This window comes from Aestuariibaculum sediminum (assembly GCF_014596945.1).
GTDB lineage: Bacteria > Bacteroidota > Bacteroidia > Flavobacteriales > Flavobacteriaceae > Aestuariibaculum > Aestuariibaculum sediminum.
The window spans coordinates 311502-329169 of sequence record NZ_JACVXB010000001.1 but is presented as its reverse complement, the minus strand read 5'-3'; the positions used below and the strand labels follow the sequence as shown (position 1 = coordinate 329169).

At 35.0% G+C, this 17668-nt stretch carries 13 protein-coding genes; 11 read left to right on the top strand and 2 right to left on the bottom strand.

What is annotated here, in order from left to right:
• Positions 1-31 precede the first annotated feature (31 nt).
• The 6 genes from ICJ83_RS01560 to ICJ83_RS01535 all read left to right on the top strand — a co-directional run bounded on the left by ICJ83_RS01560 (position 32) and on the right by ICJ83_RS01535 (position 8339).
• The gene (locus ICJ83_RS01560) at positions 32-1597 is read left to right on the top strand and encodes a solute:sodium symporter family transporter (protein ID WP_188228597.1); all 1566 of its coding nucleotides are present in this window, start codon (positions 32-34) and stop codon (positions 1595-1597) included.
• Between the two features lie 29 nt (positions 1598-1626).
• A complete protein-coding gene (gene araA, locus ICJ83_RS01555; RefSeq protein WP_188228596.1) occupies positions 1627-3132 on the top strand; it encodes an L-arabinose isomerase in 1506 nt (501 codons plus the stop codon).
• Positions 3133-3339: 207 nt separating this feature from the next.
• On the top strand, positions 3340-3807 hold the full coding sequence (gene msrB, locus ICJ83_RS01550; RefSeq protein WP_188228595.1) for a peptide-methionine (R)-S-oxide reductase MsrB: 468 nt from the start codon (positions 3340-3342) through the stop codon (positions 3805-3807).
• Positions 3797-4348 carry a peptide-methionine (S)-S-oxide reductase MsrA gene (gene msrA, locus ICJ83_RS01545; protein ID WP_188228594.1) on the top strand — a complete coding sequence of 184 codons (552 nt, stop codon included), beginning with the start codon at positions 3797-3799 and terminating at the stop codon, positions 4346-4348. The genes msrB and msrA overlap by 11 nt, the downstream gene beginning before the upstream one ends.
• A gap of 10 nt (positions 4349-4358) precedes the next feature.
• Positions 4359-5927, top strand: a complete 1569-nt coding sequence (locus ICJ83_RS01540) for a protein adenylyltransferase SelO (RefSeq protein ID WP_188228593.1) — start codon at positions 4359-4361, stop codon at positions 5925-5927.
• Between the two features lie 33 nt (positions 5928-5960).
• Positions 5961-8339, top strand: a complete 2379-nt coding sequence (locus ICJ83_RS01535; RefSeq protein WP_188228592.1) for a GAF domain-containing protein — start codon at positions 5961-5963, stop codon at positions 8337-8339.
• Between the two features lie 9 nt (positions 8340-8348).
• Here the strand turns inward: ICJ83_RS01535 and ICJ83_RS01530 are convergent, their stop codons facing one another.
• Entirely contained in the window at positions 8349-9536 is a 1188-nt protein-coding gene (locus ICJ83_RS01530; protein ID WP_188228591.1) for a Pycsar system effector family protein, read from the bottom strand.
• A gap of 143 nt (positions 9537-9679) precedes the next feature.
• Here ICJ83_RS01530 and ICJ83_RS01525 point away from each other — a divergent pair, with 143 nt between their 5' ends.
• Positions 9680-13387 (top strand): metallophosphoesterase, encoded by a 3708-nt coding sequence (locus tag ICJ83_RS01525; protein WP_188228590.1) that lies wholly within the window; start codon positions 9680-9682, stop codon positions 13385-13387.
• Between the two features lie 77 nt (positions 13388-13464).
• Here ICJ83_RS01525 and ICJ83_RS01520 read toward each other — a convergent pair whose 3' ends face one another.
• The gene (locus ICJ83_RS01520) at positions 13465-14277 is read right to left on the bottom strand and encodes a hypothetical protein (RefSeq protein WP_223154560.1); all 813 of its coding nucleotides are present in this window, start codon (positions 14275-14277) and stop codon (positions 13465-13467) included.
• Between the two features lie 91 nt (positions 14278-14368).
• On the opposite strand from ICJ83_RS01520, the gene ICJ83_RS01515 reads away from it, so the two are divergent.
• Genes ICJ83_RS01515 through ICJ83_RS01500 form a run of 4 tightly spaced genes read left to right on the top strand, consistent with a single transcriptional unit; the run spans position 14369 to position 17668 of the window.
• Positions 14369-15241: an acyl-CoA thioesterase gene (locus tag ICJ83_RS01515; protein ID WP_188228589.1), complete on the top strand. Its 873-nt coding sequence runs from the start codon at positions 14369-14371 to the stop codon at positions 15239-15241.
• Positions 15238-15927 (top strand): glycerophosphodiester phosphodiesterase, encoded by a 690-nt coding sequence (locus ICJ83_RS01510; RefSeq protein ID WP_188228588.1) that lies wholly within the window; start codon positions 15238-15240, stop codon positions 15925-15927. The genes ICJ83_RS01515 and ICJ83_RS01510 overlap by 4 nt, the downstream gene beginning before the upstream one ends.
• Positions 15924-17135 carry a BaiN/RdsA family NAD(P)/FAD-dependent oxidoreductase gene (locus ICJ83_RS01505; RefSeq protein WP_188228587.1) on the top strand — a complete coding sequence of 404 codons (1212 nt, stop codon included), beginning with the start codon at positions 15924-15926 and terminating at the stop codon, positions 17133-17135. Before ICJ83_RS01510 ends, ICJ83_RS01505 begins: the two co-directional genes overlap by 4 nt.
• Positions 17132-17668: a DUF1697 domain-containing protein gene (locus tag ICJ83_RS01500; protein WP_188228586.1), complete on the top strand. Its 537-nt coding sequence runs from the start codon at positions 17132-17134 to the stop codon at positions 17666-17668. The genes ICJ83_RS01505 and ICJ83_RS01500 overlap by 4 nt, the downstream gene beginning before the upstream one ends.

The following is a 17668-nucleotide window of genomic DNA, read 5'->3' as shown; positions in this document are numbered from 1 at the left end:
ATTAACATTTAACTAAACTAATTAAATTATTATGAGTATTTTATCTTTCGTTGCATTTACGCTACTGGTTGCTGTAATTGCATGGTGGTCAACAAGAAAAACCGATGAAAATTCTTCTGATGGCTATTTTCTTGGGGGTAGGAGTTTAACAGGTCCCGTTATTGCCGGTTCCTTATTACTTACAAATTTATCAACTGAGCAAATCGTTGGTATGAATGGTGTGTCGTTTAGAGACGGTATACCCATTATGGCTTACGAGGTTATAGCGGCTATAGCCATGGTTTTTACAGCCTTTATTTTATTGCCAAAATATCTTAAAAGTGGTATTGCTACAATTCCTCAGTTTTTAGAAAATCGTTATGGTAAAAGCACGAAAACTATTGTGTCTTTATTATTCTTATTAGGATATGCCATTTCAATGCTTCCAACTGTATTGTACTCGGGAGCTTTAGCCATAAATACCATGTTCGATATTCCTGAAATGATTGGAATGCAACCAGAACCTGCTTTGTGGGTTACCGTATGGGCAATTGGTATTATTGGTAGTATTTATGCTATTTTTGGAGGGTTAAAAGCAGTAGCTGTTTCCGATTCTATAAATGCCGTTGGGTTAATTGTTGGAGGATCATTAATTCCTATTTTCGGTTTAATGAAAATAGGTGATGGTAATGTTTTTAAAGGTTTGAAAACGTTAACGACTGCCTTGCCAGAAAAATTTAATATTATCGGTGGTCCTGAATCCGATGTGCCATTTGCTACTTTATTTACGGGTATGCTTATAGTTAATTTTTACTATTGGGGGACCAATCAAGCTATTATTCAAAGAGCATTAGGAGCCAAAAACTTAAAAGAAGGTCAAAAAGGATTATTATTGGCTGCTTTCATTAAAATATTAGGACCTTTTATTGTGGTTCTACCTGGTATTATTGCCTTCTATTTATTTAATGGAGATTTAGCTAATGCCGACGAAGCCTATCCAATGGTAGTAAAAGCGGTCTTGCCCGTGACGTTTATTGGATTCTTTGCAGCGGTATTGTTTGGTGCTATTTTAAGTTCGTTTAATAGTGCCTTAAACAGTTCGGTAACCTTATTCGGATTAGATTTTTATAAAGAATATATTAATCATAATGCTTCAGAGCGTCAGGTGGTTAAAGCGGGTAAAATTTTCGGAATTGTTCTAGCCCTATTTTCTATGGCAATTGCACCTTTATTATATGGCGTTGAAGGAGGAATATTTACCTATTTACAAGAGTTAAACGGAACACATAGTGTGCCTATTTTAGCTATAATATTAGTTGGGATATTTTCTAAACGTGTATCTGGAAAAGCAGCAAACATTTCTATTTTATTCAGTGTAGTTACGTACTTAACAACTTTGTACATCATTAAACCAGATATCAGTTTCCTGCATTTAATGGGTATTCTGTTTGCTTTAACTGTCATCATCATGTTTGTAGTGAGTTCTTTTGTTCCTAGAGAAACAGATTATAATCAAGAGTATACAAAACAAGTGGATATTACACCTTGGCAATATTTAAAACCCGTTGGTTTTGCTGTTGTTGCGGCGGTGATAGCACTTTATATATATCTATCATAACAATTAATAAATCTTAGTTTTATTTCATAATGATCAATTTTAAACAAGGCGAAGTGTGGTTTGTAACGGGCAGTCAGCACCTGTACGGGCCTGAAACCTTAAAACAGGTTGCCGAACATTCAAAGGAAATTGCCAATGCTTACACAGAAAACGCTGTTATTCCTGTAAAAGTTGTTTTTAAACCAACAGTTAAAACAGCCGATGAGATTCATGCTATTTGTAAAGCAGCAAATAACGATGAAAATTGTATTGGTATCATTACTTGGATGCATACGTTTTCTCCAGCTAAAATGTGGATTGCAGGATTAACGGCTTTACAAAAACCGTTTTTACACCTGCATACACAATTTAACCGCGATATTCCTTGGGGAACGATTGATATGGATTTTATGAATCTTAATCAATCGGCACATGGTGGTCGTGAGTTTGGCTTTTTAGTATCTCGCCTTCGTAAAAACCGAAAGGTTGTTGTTGGTCATTGGAAAAATGAAAAAGTAATTAAACAAGTTGCAGACTGGTGTCGCGTGGCTAATGCAGTGGCCGATAGTAAGCGAATGAAAGTTGCTCGGTTTGGAGATAACATGCGTCAGGTAGCTGTAACGGACGGAAACAAAGTTTCGGCTCAAATTAAATTTGGATACGAAGTTAACGGTTATGGTATAGGTGATTTAGTCGATTTTGTAAATCAAATTACCGATGTACAAGTAGATACTTTAATTCAGGAGTATGAGGATACCTATGTTATGGCTTCAAAAATTAAAGCTGATGGCATGATGCGTCAATCATTAAGAGATGCAGCTAAAATAGAATTAGGAATGCGTGCTTTTTTACAAGATGGTGGTTACTCAGCTTTTACCGATACTTTCGAAGACTTACACGGTATGAAACAATTACCAGGTATTGCCACGCAACGTTTAATGGCTAGTGGATATGGATTTGGAGGTGAAGGTGATTGGAAAACTGCCGCTTTGGTGCGTACCATGAAAGTCATGGGACACGGACTAGAAGGAGGAAACAGCTTTATGGAAGATTACACCTATCATTTCGATCCTGAAAATACCACCTGCTTAGGGTCACATATGCTTGAAATTTGCCCAACTATTGCAAAAGGTGATGTATCATGTGAAATCCACCCATTAGGAATCGGCGGAAAAGAAGATCCGGTTCGTTTAGTATTTAATAGTGGAGCAGGAAAAGCCTTAAATGCTTCAGTTGTAGATATGGGTAACCGTTTTAGAATGCTGGTTAATAAAGTAGAAGCTGTCGAGATTAAAGATGATATGCCAAATTTACCTGTAGCCAGAGTACTATGGGATGCTAAACCAGATTTGCAAACAGCCGCGGCTGCCTGGATTTATGCTGGAGGCGCACATCATACGTGTTACAGCCAGAATATTTCGTCAGAATCGTTAGAAGATTTTGCTGAAATAATGGATATCGAGTTCTTATTAATTGATGAGAAAACCGATTTATACCGTTTTAAACAAGAGTTGCGTTGGAACGATGCTGCATATGTAATTAATAAAGGATTTTAAGGGAATTCAATCGATTTTAATTATAATAAAAACCACCGAGTAATTATTCTCGGTGGTTTTTTTATGGAATTTTACACTGTTTACATTTAAATTATTATCCTAGAAACCTTATTTCATTATAGTTTAAATCAATGAAAGGATGTCTAGCTTATCTCGACTATTTCTTAACTTTGATAAAAATTAAATAAAAAGAAAGAATATAAGGTTATGCTTACTTGGAAAGACATTGTAAATTTTGCGGTTAATGGAAATCCTAATCCAGATTTTAGAGTTGAAAAAACTGAATCAGAATGGAAATCTCAATTAACTCCACAACAATATAAAATAACCAGAGAAAAAGGTACTGAAGCGCCCCATTCAGGTGCATTTTGTACCTCATATGAAGAAGGGAAATACAGTTGTATATGTTGTGATTCGCCTTTATTTGATTCTACCATTAAATTTAGCTCGGGTACAGGGTGGCCCAGTTTTACTCAGCCTATAACCTATAATGCCATTAAGTATATTAAAGATGCTTCCTTTGGAATGGTTCGTGTCGAAATATTGTGCAACACTTGCGATGCGCATTTAGGACACGTATTTCCCGATGGCCCTGAACCCAGTGGTTTGAGGTATTGCGTAAATTCAGAAGTTTTAAAATTAGAAACGGTAAAGGAAAAATTAGATGGGAAATAAAACGATGGAATTAATGACCGTTGGTGGCGGTTGCTTTTGGTGTGTAGAAGCTGTTTTTAACGAGATTAAAGGTGTTGAGAAAGTCGTATCTGGCTATACTGGCGGACAAGCCCCGGGAAAGCCAACATATCGTGAAGTCTGTTCTGGTTTAACCGGGCACGCCGAAGTAGTACAAGTAACTTTTGATGCCGATGTAGTGTCTTTTCATGATTTAATAGTAGTGTTCATGACGAGCCATGATCCAACAACATTAAACCGTCAGGGAGCTGATGTTGGAACACAGTACAGGTCTGTTATTTACTATCATAATGATATGCAAAAGAACATAGCTCAGCAGGTGTTAATTGAAATGGCTCCTTATTACGAAAATTCGATTGTTACTGAAATTAGCGAATTGGGTGTTTTTTACGATGCTGAAGATTATCATCAAAATTATTATGCAAACAATAAAACACAAATGTATTGTAGTGCCGTAATAACCCCGAAGCTGGCCAAATTACGAAAAATGCATGCGAATAAATTAAAAGCTGCTCAGGTTTAAAATTGGATAGATGAAACTAAATATAAAAAATACATTCATAACTAATCTACCTGCCGATCCCATTCATGAAAATACAAGACGTCAGGTAGAAGAGGCTTGTTATTCGTTTGTTGAACCGAAGCAAACCCAAAATCCAGAACTTTTGCATGTCTCTAAAGCTATGCTGGAAAATCTTGGGATTTCCGAAGCAGATGCTGATAGTGATACTTTTTTGAATGTATTTACAGGAAATGATATTTATAAAAACACCCAGCCTTATGCCATGTGCTATGGAGGTCATCAATTTGGAAATTGGGCAGGTCAATTGGGTGATGGTCGCGCTATAAATTTATTTGAAGTGCATCATAAAAGAAAACAATGGACAGTACAACTAAAAGGCGCAGGTGAAACGCCTTACTCCAGAACAGCCGATGGCCTTGCAGTATTACGTTCGTCAATAAGAGAGTATTTATGTAGTGAAGCCATGTATTACTTGGGCGTGCCTACAACAAGGGCATTATCTTTAGCTTTAACAGGCGATCTGGTTCTAAGAGATATGCTTTACGATGGAAATGCAGCCTACGAAAAAGGCGCCATAGTTACACGTGTTGCCCCAAGTTTTTTGCGTTTTGGTAATTACGAAATATTTGCAGCACGACAAGATATTGGAAACCTAAGAAAATTGGTCGATTTTACCATTACACAACATTTTCCGCAATTAGGAAAGCCGAGTAAAGAATCGTATTTAAACTTTTTTAAAGAGGTTACTAATAGAACCTTAGACATGATTATTCATTGGCAACGTGTGGGTTTTGTTCATGGTGTCATGAATACCGATAATATGTCTATATTAGGCTTAACCATAGATTATGGTCCTTATGGCTGGCTCGAAGGGTTCGATTATGGCTGGACACCCAATACTACCGATAGACAACATAAACGTTACCGCTATGGAAATCAGCCGAATATTGGTTTGTGGAATCTGTTTAAATTAGCCAATGCATTATATCCTTTAATTGAGGAAGCTGAACCTTTAGAACGAATTTTAGAAAGATATAAAGTAGATTTCGAAATGAAGTCTTTGGCTATGATGCGCAGTAAGTTAGGCTTGGAAACAAAAGCTGTTTCCGATACGGCACTCATTCAGGATCTAGAGGATAATCTTTTTTTGATTGAAATTGATATGACCATATTTTTCAGGAAATTAAGTAGTTTTAAGAAGGATTCAGATTCGAAAGTAGATGGCATTCAATTAATTGAAGCGGCCTTTTATGATTTGAAGGCACTAAAACAACCGGTCATTGATAAATGGCAAGATTGGTTTCAAAGGTATGCCGACAGACTGCGTCAGGAAAATATTTCAGACGAACGTCGTAAAGAAAAAATGAATCAGGTAAACCCTAAATATGTGCTTCGAAATTATATGGCGCAATTAGCTATCGATGCTGCTAATAATGGTGATTATACCCTAATTGATGAGTTGTTTCAGTTATTAAAACAACCTTATGGCGAGCAACCTGAAAATGAAAAGTGGTTTGCCAAACGTCCGGAGTGGGCGAGACATAAAGTTGGATGCTCTATGTTATCCTGTAGTTCATAAAGTAGTATATTTATAAGCCGTTTTTAAAAAGCAATGACCGATTTTACCAAATACATAGAAACCCCGTTCGATATAAAAATTAGTTTTAATAAACTCATTGAACACTATGAGGTTTTGGCCAATAGTGATGACGACTTTATTGCTGCAAAAGCACAAAAAGTGTTAGAAGTACAGAAACCGTTACCAATATTAAGAGAGGGTTTTGGAGACTTGTCGTTTTTTAAAACTTATGAAAATGAAATTAAATTAATTTTACAGGATTCGTTTAGCGAAGTACTAACGAATAATGAAATAAAAACGGCATCAATACCATTTCAGGATGTGGTTTTTAATAGCTCTAAACGTTTTAGAAAAATTATCGAAAATGCTGGTGAAGGTTTTGAACTAAAAATTAAAAATATGCCCGAAAGCGATATTTATATTATGGCATGTACCGTAATTTTAAATGCTTGTTATGGGTTTAATTTAAGTTTTAAACGGCCAATAATGTATGAAATACCCGATGAAAACGGTGTTATGCGTTATTATAAGATTTTGTATAATGCCGATTTTGTAGAAGTTAGTCGTACTGAAAATGCCCCCCAGATTACGCAGGATGATTTTGATGAGCTATTGGATAATTTTAGTAATATAGACCTTTGGAAAGAAAAGTTTCCGCCAAAAAGTTACCTTTTTAAAGGGTTTGTGATTTCCAATATTTTCGATGTTACCGACGATCAGTCTATTTCTAATATGAAATCGACATTAATCACCGAGAAAAAACATAGAAGTATGGAAAATATGACTGATTTTCAGTCTATTTTCCAATCACTTTTAGGGATTAAGGATTTAAAAATTGGATTTTCGGTTTACAATAAAGGTGAAGATACTTTCGACTGTGTGCATCAGGAAGGTATGAAAAGCTATTTGCTCAATAATGAAGAAGAGTCCTCTTGTAATAGCGTTTTGTGTGAAGAGTCTTATAAGTCGTTAATTAATAATAATACATCATATGCTATTTCCGATGTCGATAAATCTTATGACATGTCGGAAGGAACAGTGGCTCAGTTCAGAATATTAAAAGAGCAAGGGGTAAAGAGTGCTATTTTTACACCTATTTCAGAAAATGGAGAATTACTCGCTATTTTAGAAATTGTATCGGCAACACCTAAAATATTAAACAGTATTATAGCTAATAAGCTGTCTGATGTTATTCCGTTTATTTTGGCGGCAGTAAAACGTTCTATAAGAGAATACGAAAATTCTATCGAAGCCGTAATACAGCAAGAGTGTACGTCCATACATTCCAGTGTTTCTTGGAAATTTGAAAAAGCAGCTAGACAATTTTTAAAAGATAAGGAACACATAGGAAACGATGCGGTTTTTAGTAAAATAGATTTCGAAAATGTATACCCTTTATTTGGACAAATTGATGTGAAAGGGTCTTCGGAAGCTAGAAATCTGGCAACCCAGAAGGATTTATCGCTTCAGTTAAAATTGGTAGAAGAGATAATAAACGACATATATTTAGAAGAACCATTACCCATTTACGAGCAAATAAAATTTCAAATAGACACCTTTAAAAGTGTTTTAAAAGAAGATTTTAAAGTAGATAGCGAACAACAATTAGCCAATTTCTTTAAAGATGAAATTGATCCTTTGTTTAAGTTTTTCAAAACTAAAAAAGTACGTTATGCCAAAGCTATTGAAAACTACTTTAGTGAAGTAGATACTCAGCTTAATGTTATTTATCATTACCGAAAAAAATTCGATGATACCATAGCGTTAATCAATAAAAATATGGCTTCTGTACTCGATGAAAAACAAAAGGATGCACAACAAATGTACCCGCATTTTTTCGAACGTTTTAAAACCGATGGTGTGGAGCATAACATGTATATTGGTGAAGCGATAACGAAGGAAGAAAGTTTTAACACCATGTACCTTTACAATTTAAGGTTGTGGCAATTGCAGGCCATGTGCGAAATGGAAAATGAATTTTACCAAAGTAGAGATACGTATCCCGTTACTTTAGATGTGGCGTCTATGATTTTGGTTTTTAATCAGCCGCTAACCATTAGTTTTAGGATGGATGAAAAACAATTTGATGTTGATGGAACGTATAATGCCAGATACGAAGTTGTTAAAAAACGAGTGGATAAGGCTTTAATAAAAGGTACTAATAAGCGTGTTACTGAAAAAGGAAAAATAAGCATCATCTACTCACAAAAGGAAGATGAGACAGAATATTTACAATACATTAAATTTCTTCAGCATAAAAACGTTTTAAGTGATGCGGTTGAAATAGTAGAGCTTGAAGATTTACAGGGGGTTACAGGTTTAAAAGCTATTCGTGTAAAAATTCTTTATCATCATGAAAACACAAAAGACTTTTATACTTACGACGATTTAATAAAAACTATTAAAGCTTAGTCAGGTTAATTAAATCATTATTTTAAAGGAAATTGCGAAAGCCAAAACTGACACGATAATGCCTATCATGAAAAAAGAATAAGTAATGCGAAGTATGCGATATTTTCGATCTAAAACTTTGCCAAGAAAGTAAAGGTCCTTTGTTAAGGATGAGTACACATAATCTTTGTCTTTAACCAATTCGCTAACAGCCCATTCAAATTCATCTAATTTCATTTTATGAAAATTTCCGAAGAAAGTAAGGTTTACATTTTTGTTTTCTACATCCTCTTTGGTAAACTGGCCGCGCGTTACATTTGGTCGTGTGGCAATAATGGAAAGGATCATTGAAATAACACTGGATGTAGTAAATATAGCTGTTGGAATAATTAAATATGCATTGCTGGGGTTGTCTAATTTCGAAAATAAATTAGATAAAACTAAAGAGATGATAATTGCATTAACCGATAGTAAAATGTTGGCTTTAGTATCGGCAATGTCGCTTAATTTAATATGATTTCTTAAAGCAACTCTATAAAACGTTTGTATACCGCGTTCGGGACTTTCATTTTTGTATTGCGCTTTATATTTGGCTTTGAGTTGCTCTTTTTGCAATTGTTCTTTAATTTTTTTCTTTTGCTTAATTAATTTTTTAAGATTTGCTTCTTTTTGTTTTTGCCAGTTTTTTAGTGCGTAATCGGTATAAAATTCATGCTTTTTGGTGAGCACTTTTATGTTTTCGTCTATCCACTCTGCGGTAGAATATGTTTTAATGCCTTGAATTTCGAGTTCTTTTCTTAAAAATTCGCTGGCTTCATTAAAGTAGGGTTTGCCAAAATGCGAAGCATCAGCATCGCGCATAATTTTTTCCAATTCCGTTTCAGGCTTGTCTTCAAACTTTGTAGCTAATATGCACTTGTTAACGGCATCTATGGTATCTTGTTTTGCATTTTGTTTCTTAAGAAAAGCGGTTGCAATTTTTACACCTTCTTCTTCATGGCCTTCTCGGGCTTTTGTGTAGCCTGTGTCGTGTAATAAGGCAGCCAACTGAAGTATTTCAGCAGATTCGTCACTAATATTAGAATGTTCAATAATTTCACGTAAGCTTCTTAATACCCGCTCTGTGTGTGTTAAATTATGATATAAAAAAGTTTGATCTAAATGCGATTTAAATAAGTCAAATACAAAGTCCTCGGTTTTTTCTATAAGTAACGACATAAGAAGTAATGGTTTACGTGTATACAAATTAACAAAATTTGATGACAACTTATTTCCTTTTGAGTTTATATGTACAGGTATTTAAACGAGTTTGAATTTTCAAGGGCACAAATTTGTATATTTAAGGTTTAAACTTGGCACACATGAGCGTAAAGTCATTAGTTCTTTTTTCTTTTTATTGCGTTGCTTTTTTAATAGGATGTGCTACGAAAAAAGTTCAATATAAAGGTAGTAATACATTAGAAATGTCCTTCCCGGACAAGGAAGTAGAAAAAACGTTTTACTTAATTGGAGATGCTGGTTTGGTAAATAATGATGCTTCCTCACAAGGATTAAGAGCTTTTAAGACTTTTATTGAAGATAAAAATACGAGAGGCGATATTGCTCTTTTTTTAGGTGATAATATTTATCCTGCAGGTATGCCGGCTAAGAATGAAAAGGGCCGAATGGAAGCCGAACAAAGCTTAAAAGTTCAAATTCAATCCGTTGAAGGGTTTCAAGGTCAAACTATTTTTATCCCAGGTAATCACGACTGGTATGCCAACAGACTAGTAGGTTTAAAAGAGGAAGAAAAATATATTGAAAAGGCCCTGGGTAAGGATTCTTTTTTACCCGAAAATGGATGTCCCCTGGAAGGTATAAACGTGAGTGAAAATATACACTTGATTTTAATTGACACTCAGTGGTTTCTGGAAAATTGGGATAAAAATCCAACAATTAACGATGATTGCGAGATAAAAACCGAATCGCGTTTTTTTGATGAAATAGAGGGCGAAATTAAAAAGGGACAAGGAAAAACAGTGGTTATAGCCATGCACCACCCAATATATACCAATGGGGCACATGGAGGTGCATTTGCAGCCTCAAAGCATTTGTTTCCAACTCAAAAAAAAATTCCTTTACCTGGTTTAGCTTCTTTAGCCGTTCAGTTACGTGCGCAAGGAGGCGTTTCGGTACAAGACCGCTTTAATAAGCGTTATAATGAGCTCATGCGTCGCATTGAAACTTTGGCTACCAATTCAGGGAATATAGTTTTTGTTTCAGGTCATGAGCATACGTTGCAATACATTGAGCATGAAGGAATAAAGCAAATTGTTTCTGGTTCTGGATCGAAAGATTCGTTTGCTGCTTTGGGCGAAGATGGTCTTTTTTCTTCTGGTAAACAAGGTTTTGCTGTGTATACAGTGTTTAAAGACGGGAGTTCTTGGGTGCGTTTTTACGATGCGCAGGGAGGCATACCAACATTGCTGTATCAAAAGCAAGTTTATAAATCTTATAAATCCGTAGACCTTTCAGGGTTAAAAGAGCAATTTCCACAAACGCTAGAGGTTTCAATTTATACTGAGGAAGAAACGAATAAATCTAAGGCTTATAAATCCTTTTGGGGCGAGCATTACAGAAGTTTGTATAGTACTAAAATTAAGGCCAGAGTTGCCACTCTAGACACACTCTATGGTGGGTTAGAAGTAGTAAGAAAAGGAGGCGGTCATCAAACACGATCGTTACGATTAAAAACAAAAGACGGTAGACAATTTAATATGAGGGCGCTTCGTAAAAGTGCCACCCAGTATTTGCAAGCTGTTTTGTTTAGAGATATTTATATAGAAAATGAATTCAGGGAAACAGAGGTTGAAGATCTTATTTTAGATTTTTACACTGCAGCGCATCCTTATGCTTTTCAAATAATTCCAGAACTATCCAAAGCGGCTAAGGTGTATCACACTGAACCAGAATTATATTTTATTCCAAAACATAAGGATTTAGGCGATTTTAATGAGGATTACGGAGATGAATTGTATTTAATTGAGGAGCGTCCTGAAGAAAATCAAGCATACAAACAAAATTTCGGTTACGCTAATGATATTGAAAGTTCCCACGATATTATTGAGAAAATCAGAAAAGACGAAAAGTATAAAATAGACGAGGAAGCATTTGTGCGAGCCAGGCTTTTTGATATGCTTATAGGTGACTGGGATAGACATCAGGATCAGTGGCGTTGGGCTCAATTTAATCAGGAAAATGGAGATAAGGTTTATAGGCCCATTCCTAGAGACCGCGATCAGGCATTTTCGAATTTTGATGGCGGTTTATTAGATTTTTTAAAGAAAATAAGTAATCCAGTAAAACAATTACAAGTATATGAAGCCAATTTAAACGATGTTAAATGGATAAACAGTGCTGGTATCAGGCTGGATCGTGTTCTCATACAAAATGCAAATGAAGAAACTTGGTTAAAACAAGCAAGGTTTCTTCAAACAAATATTACAGATGAGGTTATAGAGTCTGCTTTCAATAAGGTGCCCAAAGAGGTTAAAAATCAACAGTTAGAGACTATTAAAGCTAATTTAAAAGGAAGAAGAGCCAGTTTAGCCGATATTGCTAGTCGGTATTATACTTATTTGAACAAATTGGTAATCGTAACGGCTACAGATAAAGATGATTATATTGAAGTTATACGAACCGATAATTATAAAACTCAGGTAATCATTTCTAGAATTAAGAAAGGAAAAAAGGCTGAAGTTTTAATTGATAGAACTTTTGATAAAGCGGTTACCAAAGAACTTTGGATTTACGGTTTGGATGATAAGGATATATTTGAGGTTTCTGGAAAAGGAAAACACCCTATTTTAACCCGATTAATAGGAGGACAAAATAATGATACCTACAAGATAAAAAATGGAAAAGGAATTAGAGTTTACGATTATAAAAGCAAGAAAAATACAGTAGAAGAAAAAAAAGGAGGCAACATAAGGTTTACCGATATTTACAATTTAAATTTATTCGATTTTGAAAAAGGTATCCTTAATACCAATTTAATAGCTCCTGGCATTGGCTTTAACCCAGACGATGGTATGCGATTGGGTGTTTCATTTACCAGAACAAATAAAGGATTCAAAAGAAATCCATTTTCTACACAACACCGTTTTAAGGCCGGGTATTATTTTGCGACCGAGGGATACGATTTTAACTATTCAGGAGAATTTGCTAATGTTTTTGGAGCATGGAATTTAACTGTTGGCGGACTTTTTACTAGTGAAAATTTTACAAATAATTTCTTTGGATATGGCAATGAGACGGAAAATAATGATGATGAAATAGGTTTAGATTATAATCGAGTAAAAACAGGGACTATTGGTGCGCATATTGGCTTAAAAAAGCATTCGAAATTTGGGAGTTTTTTTGGTGCTAAAATTATGTTTGAAGGTATTGAAATTCAAGATACACCCAATAGATTTATTTCTGAGTTTGAGCCTTTAATTAATGCCGATTTTTATGAACGTCGTTACTTTGCCGGAGCCGAAGCTTATTTTGATTATAAAAGTTTCGATAATAGTATAAACCCAACGCGAGGCATGACCTTTTTGATAGAAACTGGAGGTAAAACCGAATTTGATGCATCTCAATTTACATATGGTTATGTAAATACAAACCTTGGATTTTATAATGCGTTAACCGTTAATAAAAAACTGGTTTTAAAAACCAATGCTCATGCTCAATTTAGGTTCGGTGACGACTTAATATTTTTTCAGGCCGCTAATATTGGTGGGGAAAACGGGTTAAGGGGTTATCGTTTGCAGCGTTTTACGGGTAGGCATTCGTTTATAGGAAGTGGCGATTTGCGCTATAGTTTTAATTCTTTTAAAACCGCCTTGGTGCCACTGCAAATAGGCGTGTTTGGAGGTTTTGATGTGGGGCGTGTATGGTTGCGAAATGATACCTCAAAAAAATGGCATAGCGATTATGGAGGTGGGTTTTGGGTTGCCGCTGCCGAGACTATCTCAGCAACATTTAATTTGTTTACCGGAGAAGACGGTATGCGTTTTTCCTTTGGTTTTGGGATGAAATTTTAATCCTTACAAAAAACAGTAACCCAATGAATTTCTTAAAAATAAGTTTTGCTTTTTATTAAGCAAAGACTATGTGTTTTCTAGTTGTTAATTTTAAAACTATACAGATTACTACCTAAATCATCATTACTCTCGTCGGTGATTAAAATGGTATTATTATCCAAAAAACACACACCTTCTTTTTGAGATTTGTGTTCAAAAGCCAAATTTTCAATCGTGCCGTTAAAAAAGTTGTCGTCTGTAAAATTGGTAAGTTTCCAAACTTTTTCGTGATTAAGTAAAACAACGGTTTTGCCATCTTCACTTATATCGGCCGAGGTAATTTCATTGTGCTTTCCTTCTAAGTTAAATTCGGTAACTATTTCGGCAGTATGCTTTCCTGCTTTGTTAGGTACTTTTATCAATCTGGCTTTACCGGTTTCCTTACTAAATAAATAAAAGAAATCGTTAAATAAGAAGAAGGCTTCAAAGTCTTTCGGCGATTCCCCTTTTGGCAGTTTAAACCGAATTACTTCGGCTTTTGTTTTGTTTTTAATCGTTTCGGGATTCGATATTTTTAAAATACTTAGCCATTTTCGGTTTTTGTCATTATTACCAATATCACCTATAAATAAGTTGCCCATGGTGTCGGTTGTTAAATCTTCCCAATCCATGTTGTTTGCATTTTTTATATCAATATCCTTAACAATCTCTCCGTCATCATTTAAACCATATACATTATTTTTATTACCAGAATCTTCAATTATCCAAATTAAATCAGAATTGGTTGTTATTTCGTTTCCGGAAACTTCCTTTAAATGCTTCGGAATATCGGCTACTACTTTTAGCTTTCCGTTTGAACAAGCAACTAATATTAAAAATGCATAAAGCATAAATTGAGTTTTAAGGGGCATAAATTTGTGTTTTAGGCAAAATTAAATAATTAAAAAGTTATGGTAAGGCCTTTTCATTTATTAGATTTATAAAATTATAAAATCATATAGAATGACAACGGTTAATCAGTTGGTAGAACTCATTAGTTTAAAGGATATAAACGAAACAACATTTGTAGGGCATAGTGTAACCATTGGAAGTCCGCATGTGTTTGGTGGTCAAGTACTAGCTCAAGCGATTAATGCCGCCAGTAGAACCGATGTAAAAGAACGTATTTTACATTCGATGCATGCGTACTTTTTAGAAGCGGGTGATTTAACACTTCCCATTGAATATCATGTGAGTATTGTTCGGGATGGGGGTAGTTTTTCTGTAAGACGCGTTACTGCTTCACAAAACGGAACAACCATCTTTATTTTATCGGCTTCGTTTCATAAAGAAGAGGAGGGGTATAATCATCAAATCGATATGCCTAAAGATATCAAACAACCCGAAGAATTGTTAAGCTGGACCGATATGCTTAATCAATTTGGAGATGCTATTCCCTCAAGAACAAAAAGTTTTATAGAAGTAGAGCGTCCTATCGAATTTAAACCTGTAGAGGTTGTAAATCCGTTTAATAAAGAGGATTTGCCTTCGTTTACCCACGTGTGGTTTAAGTTAAATGGAGATGCAACACAACTGGATCATGTAACAAAACAGCAGATTCTAACCTATATTTCAGACTATAATATTCTGGCAGCAGCTATGAATCGTCATGCCAGTAAAGCACATTATGGCAATACTCAGACGGCAAGTTTAGACCACTCGATGTGGTATTTCAGGGATTTCGACTTTAATGACTGGATGTTGTATTCTATCGAGTCGCCAAATACATCTAATGCACGTGGGTTTGCGAGAGGTAATATTTTTACCAGAGACGGTAAGCTGGTAGCTTCTGTAACTCAGGAAGGATTAATGCGACCTATTAAAAAGAAATCATGACTTATAAAGGTTTAAAAATGGGACACCGAGGAGCATTAGCATATGTAGCAGAAAACACCATCGAATCTATTCAAAAGGCGTTAAGTTTTAATATAGACGGAATCGAAATAGATGTCCATTTATGTGCTTCGGGAGAATTGGTTGTATTTCACGATTTTACTTTAGATAGAATGACAAATGGTACAGGAGAAATTAGTAAGCACACTCTGTCTGAATTAAAGGTACTAAATGTTAATGAGCAGTATAAAATTCCAACTTTACAAGAAGTACTCGATCTTATCAATAAATCTTGCCTATTAAATATTGAATTAAAAGGAAAGCATACTGCAGCAAAAACTTGTGAAGTTATCGAATATTATGTTGGAGAAAAAGGCTGGAGTTATAACGATTTTATAGTTTCCAGTTTTCAGCATCATGAGCTTGAAGATGTTTGTAAACTTAACAAAAATATTCCGCTAGCGGTGTTAACCAAGGCGAATGTTGCCGAGGCGATTGAATTTGCTGAAACCATTGATGCTAAAATTATTCATCCAAATTTTGCCTTACTAACTCTCGAGAACGTTAATTTAGCGCACCAAAAAGGATATAAAGTAAATACTTGGACGGTTAATGATGAAGAGACTATTGCACGAATGAAAAGTTATGGTGTGGATGGGATCATTTCGGATTATCCAGATAGAATATGATTGAATATGATGTAATTATAGTGGGAGGTGGTGCCGCCGGATTTTTTGCAGCCATAAATATTGCAGAGCAAAGACCAGAATTAAAGGTTGCCATACTTGAAAAAGGCAAGGAAGGTTTACAAAAAGTAAAAGTGTCTGGAGGTGGTCGTTGTAATGTTACTCACGCCGAATTTATTCCACAGGAATTAATAAAAAATTATCCGCGAGGAGAGAAGGAGCTTTTGGGACCTTTTCATCAGTTTATGACTGGCGATACCATTGAATGGTTCGAAAAACGCGGTGTTGCTTTAAAAATTGAAGAGGATGGCCGTATGTTTCCGGAATCTAATAGTTCCCAAACCATTATCGATTGTTTCTTATGTGAAGCTAAAACTTATGGGGTTGAGGTATCATATAGTCAGAATGTATCTGAAATTAATCCTATAGAATCCGGTTTTCAAATACAAACTAAAGATGAAACATACCAATGCAAAACTCTTTTAATTGCCACAGGAAGTAGTGTGAAATTCTGGAAGCTTATTGAAAATATGGGGCATACTATTTCACAACCTGTACCGTCATTATTCACATTTAATATTAACGACCAACGCATAAAAACAATTCCAGGAGTTGTTGCGCCTCATGTTGAAATTTCGGTATTGGGAACTAATCTATTCAGTGAAGGTCCGCTTTTAGTCACACATTGGGGGATGAGTGCGCCGTCTATTTTAAAATTATCGGCTTTTGGTGCGGTGGAGTTGGCAAAACTGGATTATAAATTTCAAATTGAAATTAATTTTATCAGATATTCTTTCGACGATTGTTTAAATCAATTAAAGGCATTTAAACAGAATCTAGCCAAAAAAACAGTGTATAAATCAACATCATTCGGTTTGCCAAAACGCTTATGGCATCAACTTGTTTTAGCTTCTAATATGGATGAGCAAACCCGTTGGGCCGACTTGAACAAACAACAACTCGAAGCTTTGGCAGAGCAATTAACTAAGGCTGTTTTTAATGTAGAAGGAAAAAGTACGTTTAAAGATGAATTTGTAACCGCTGGTGGTGTCGATTTAAAAGAAATTAATTTTAAAACCTTTGAAAGTCGTATTCATAAAAACCTGTTTTTTGCTGGCGAAGTATTAAATATCGATGCCGTTACCGGAGGATTTAATTTTCAAAATGCCTGGACAGGTGCATATATTGCATCAAAAGCGATTTCAAAATGAAAACCTATATCGCATTACTTCGAGGCATAAACGTTAGCGGCCAGAACAAAATCCTAATGGCTGAGTTAAGAACCGTATTAACTGATGCAGGTTTCGTAAATGTGAAAACCTATATTCAGAGTGGAAATGTGGTGTTTAAAACCCTTTTACACAATGAAAAAGTTATTGCAGAAAACATATCAAAAGCCATTTTTAATCAATTTGGTTTCGAAGTTTCGGTTTTGATAATAACACCAAAAGATTTAAAACTCATTTTTGAAACCTGTCCGTTTTCCGAGGAAAACAAAATGAAAAGCTATTTTATGATGCTGTTTAGTGAACCAAATAAAGAGCTGATTAAGGAGGTTCAATTGTTCAGTACTTCCGAAGAACAATTCATTATAAATCAAAATTGCATTTATTTTTATGGTGTTAATGGCTACGGAAAAACAAAGTTTAACAATAATTTTTTTGAACGTAAATTAAAGGTAATTGCAACAGCAAGAAATTACAATACTATGCTAAAGTTATTATCTTTGTCGGCAGAATATTAA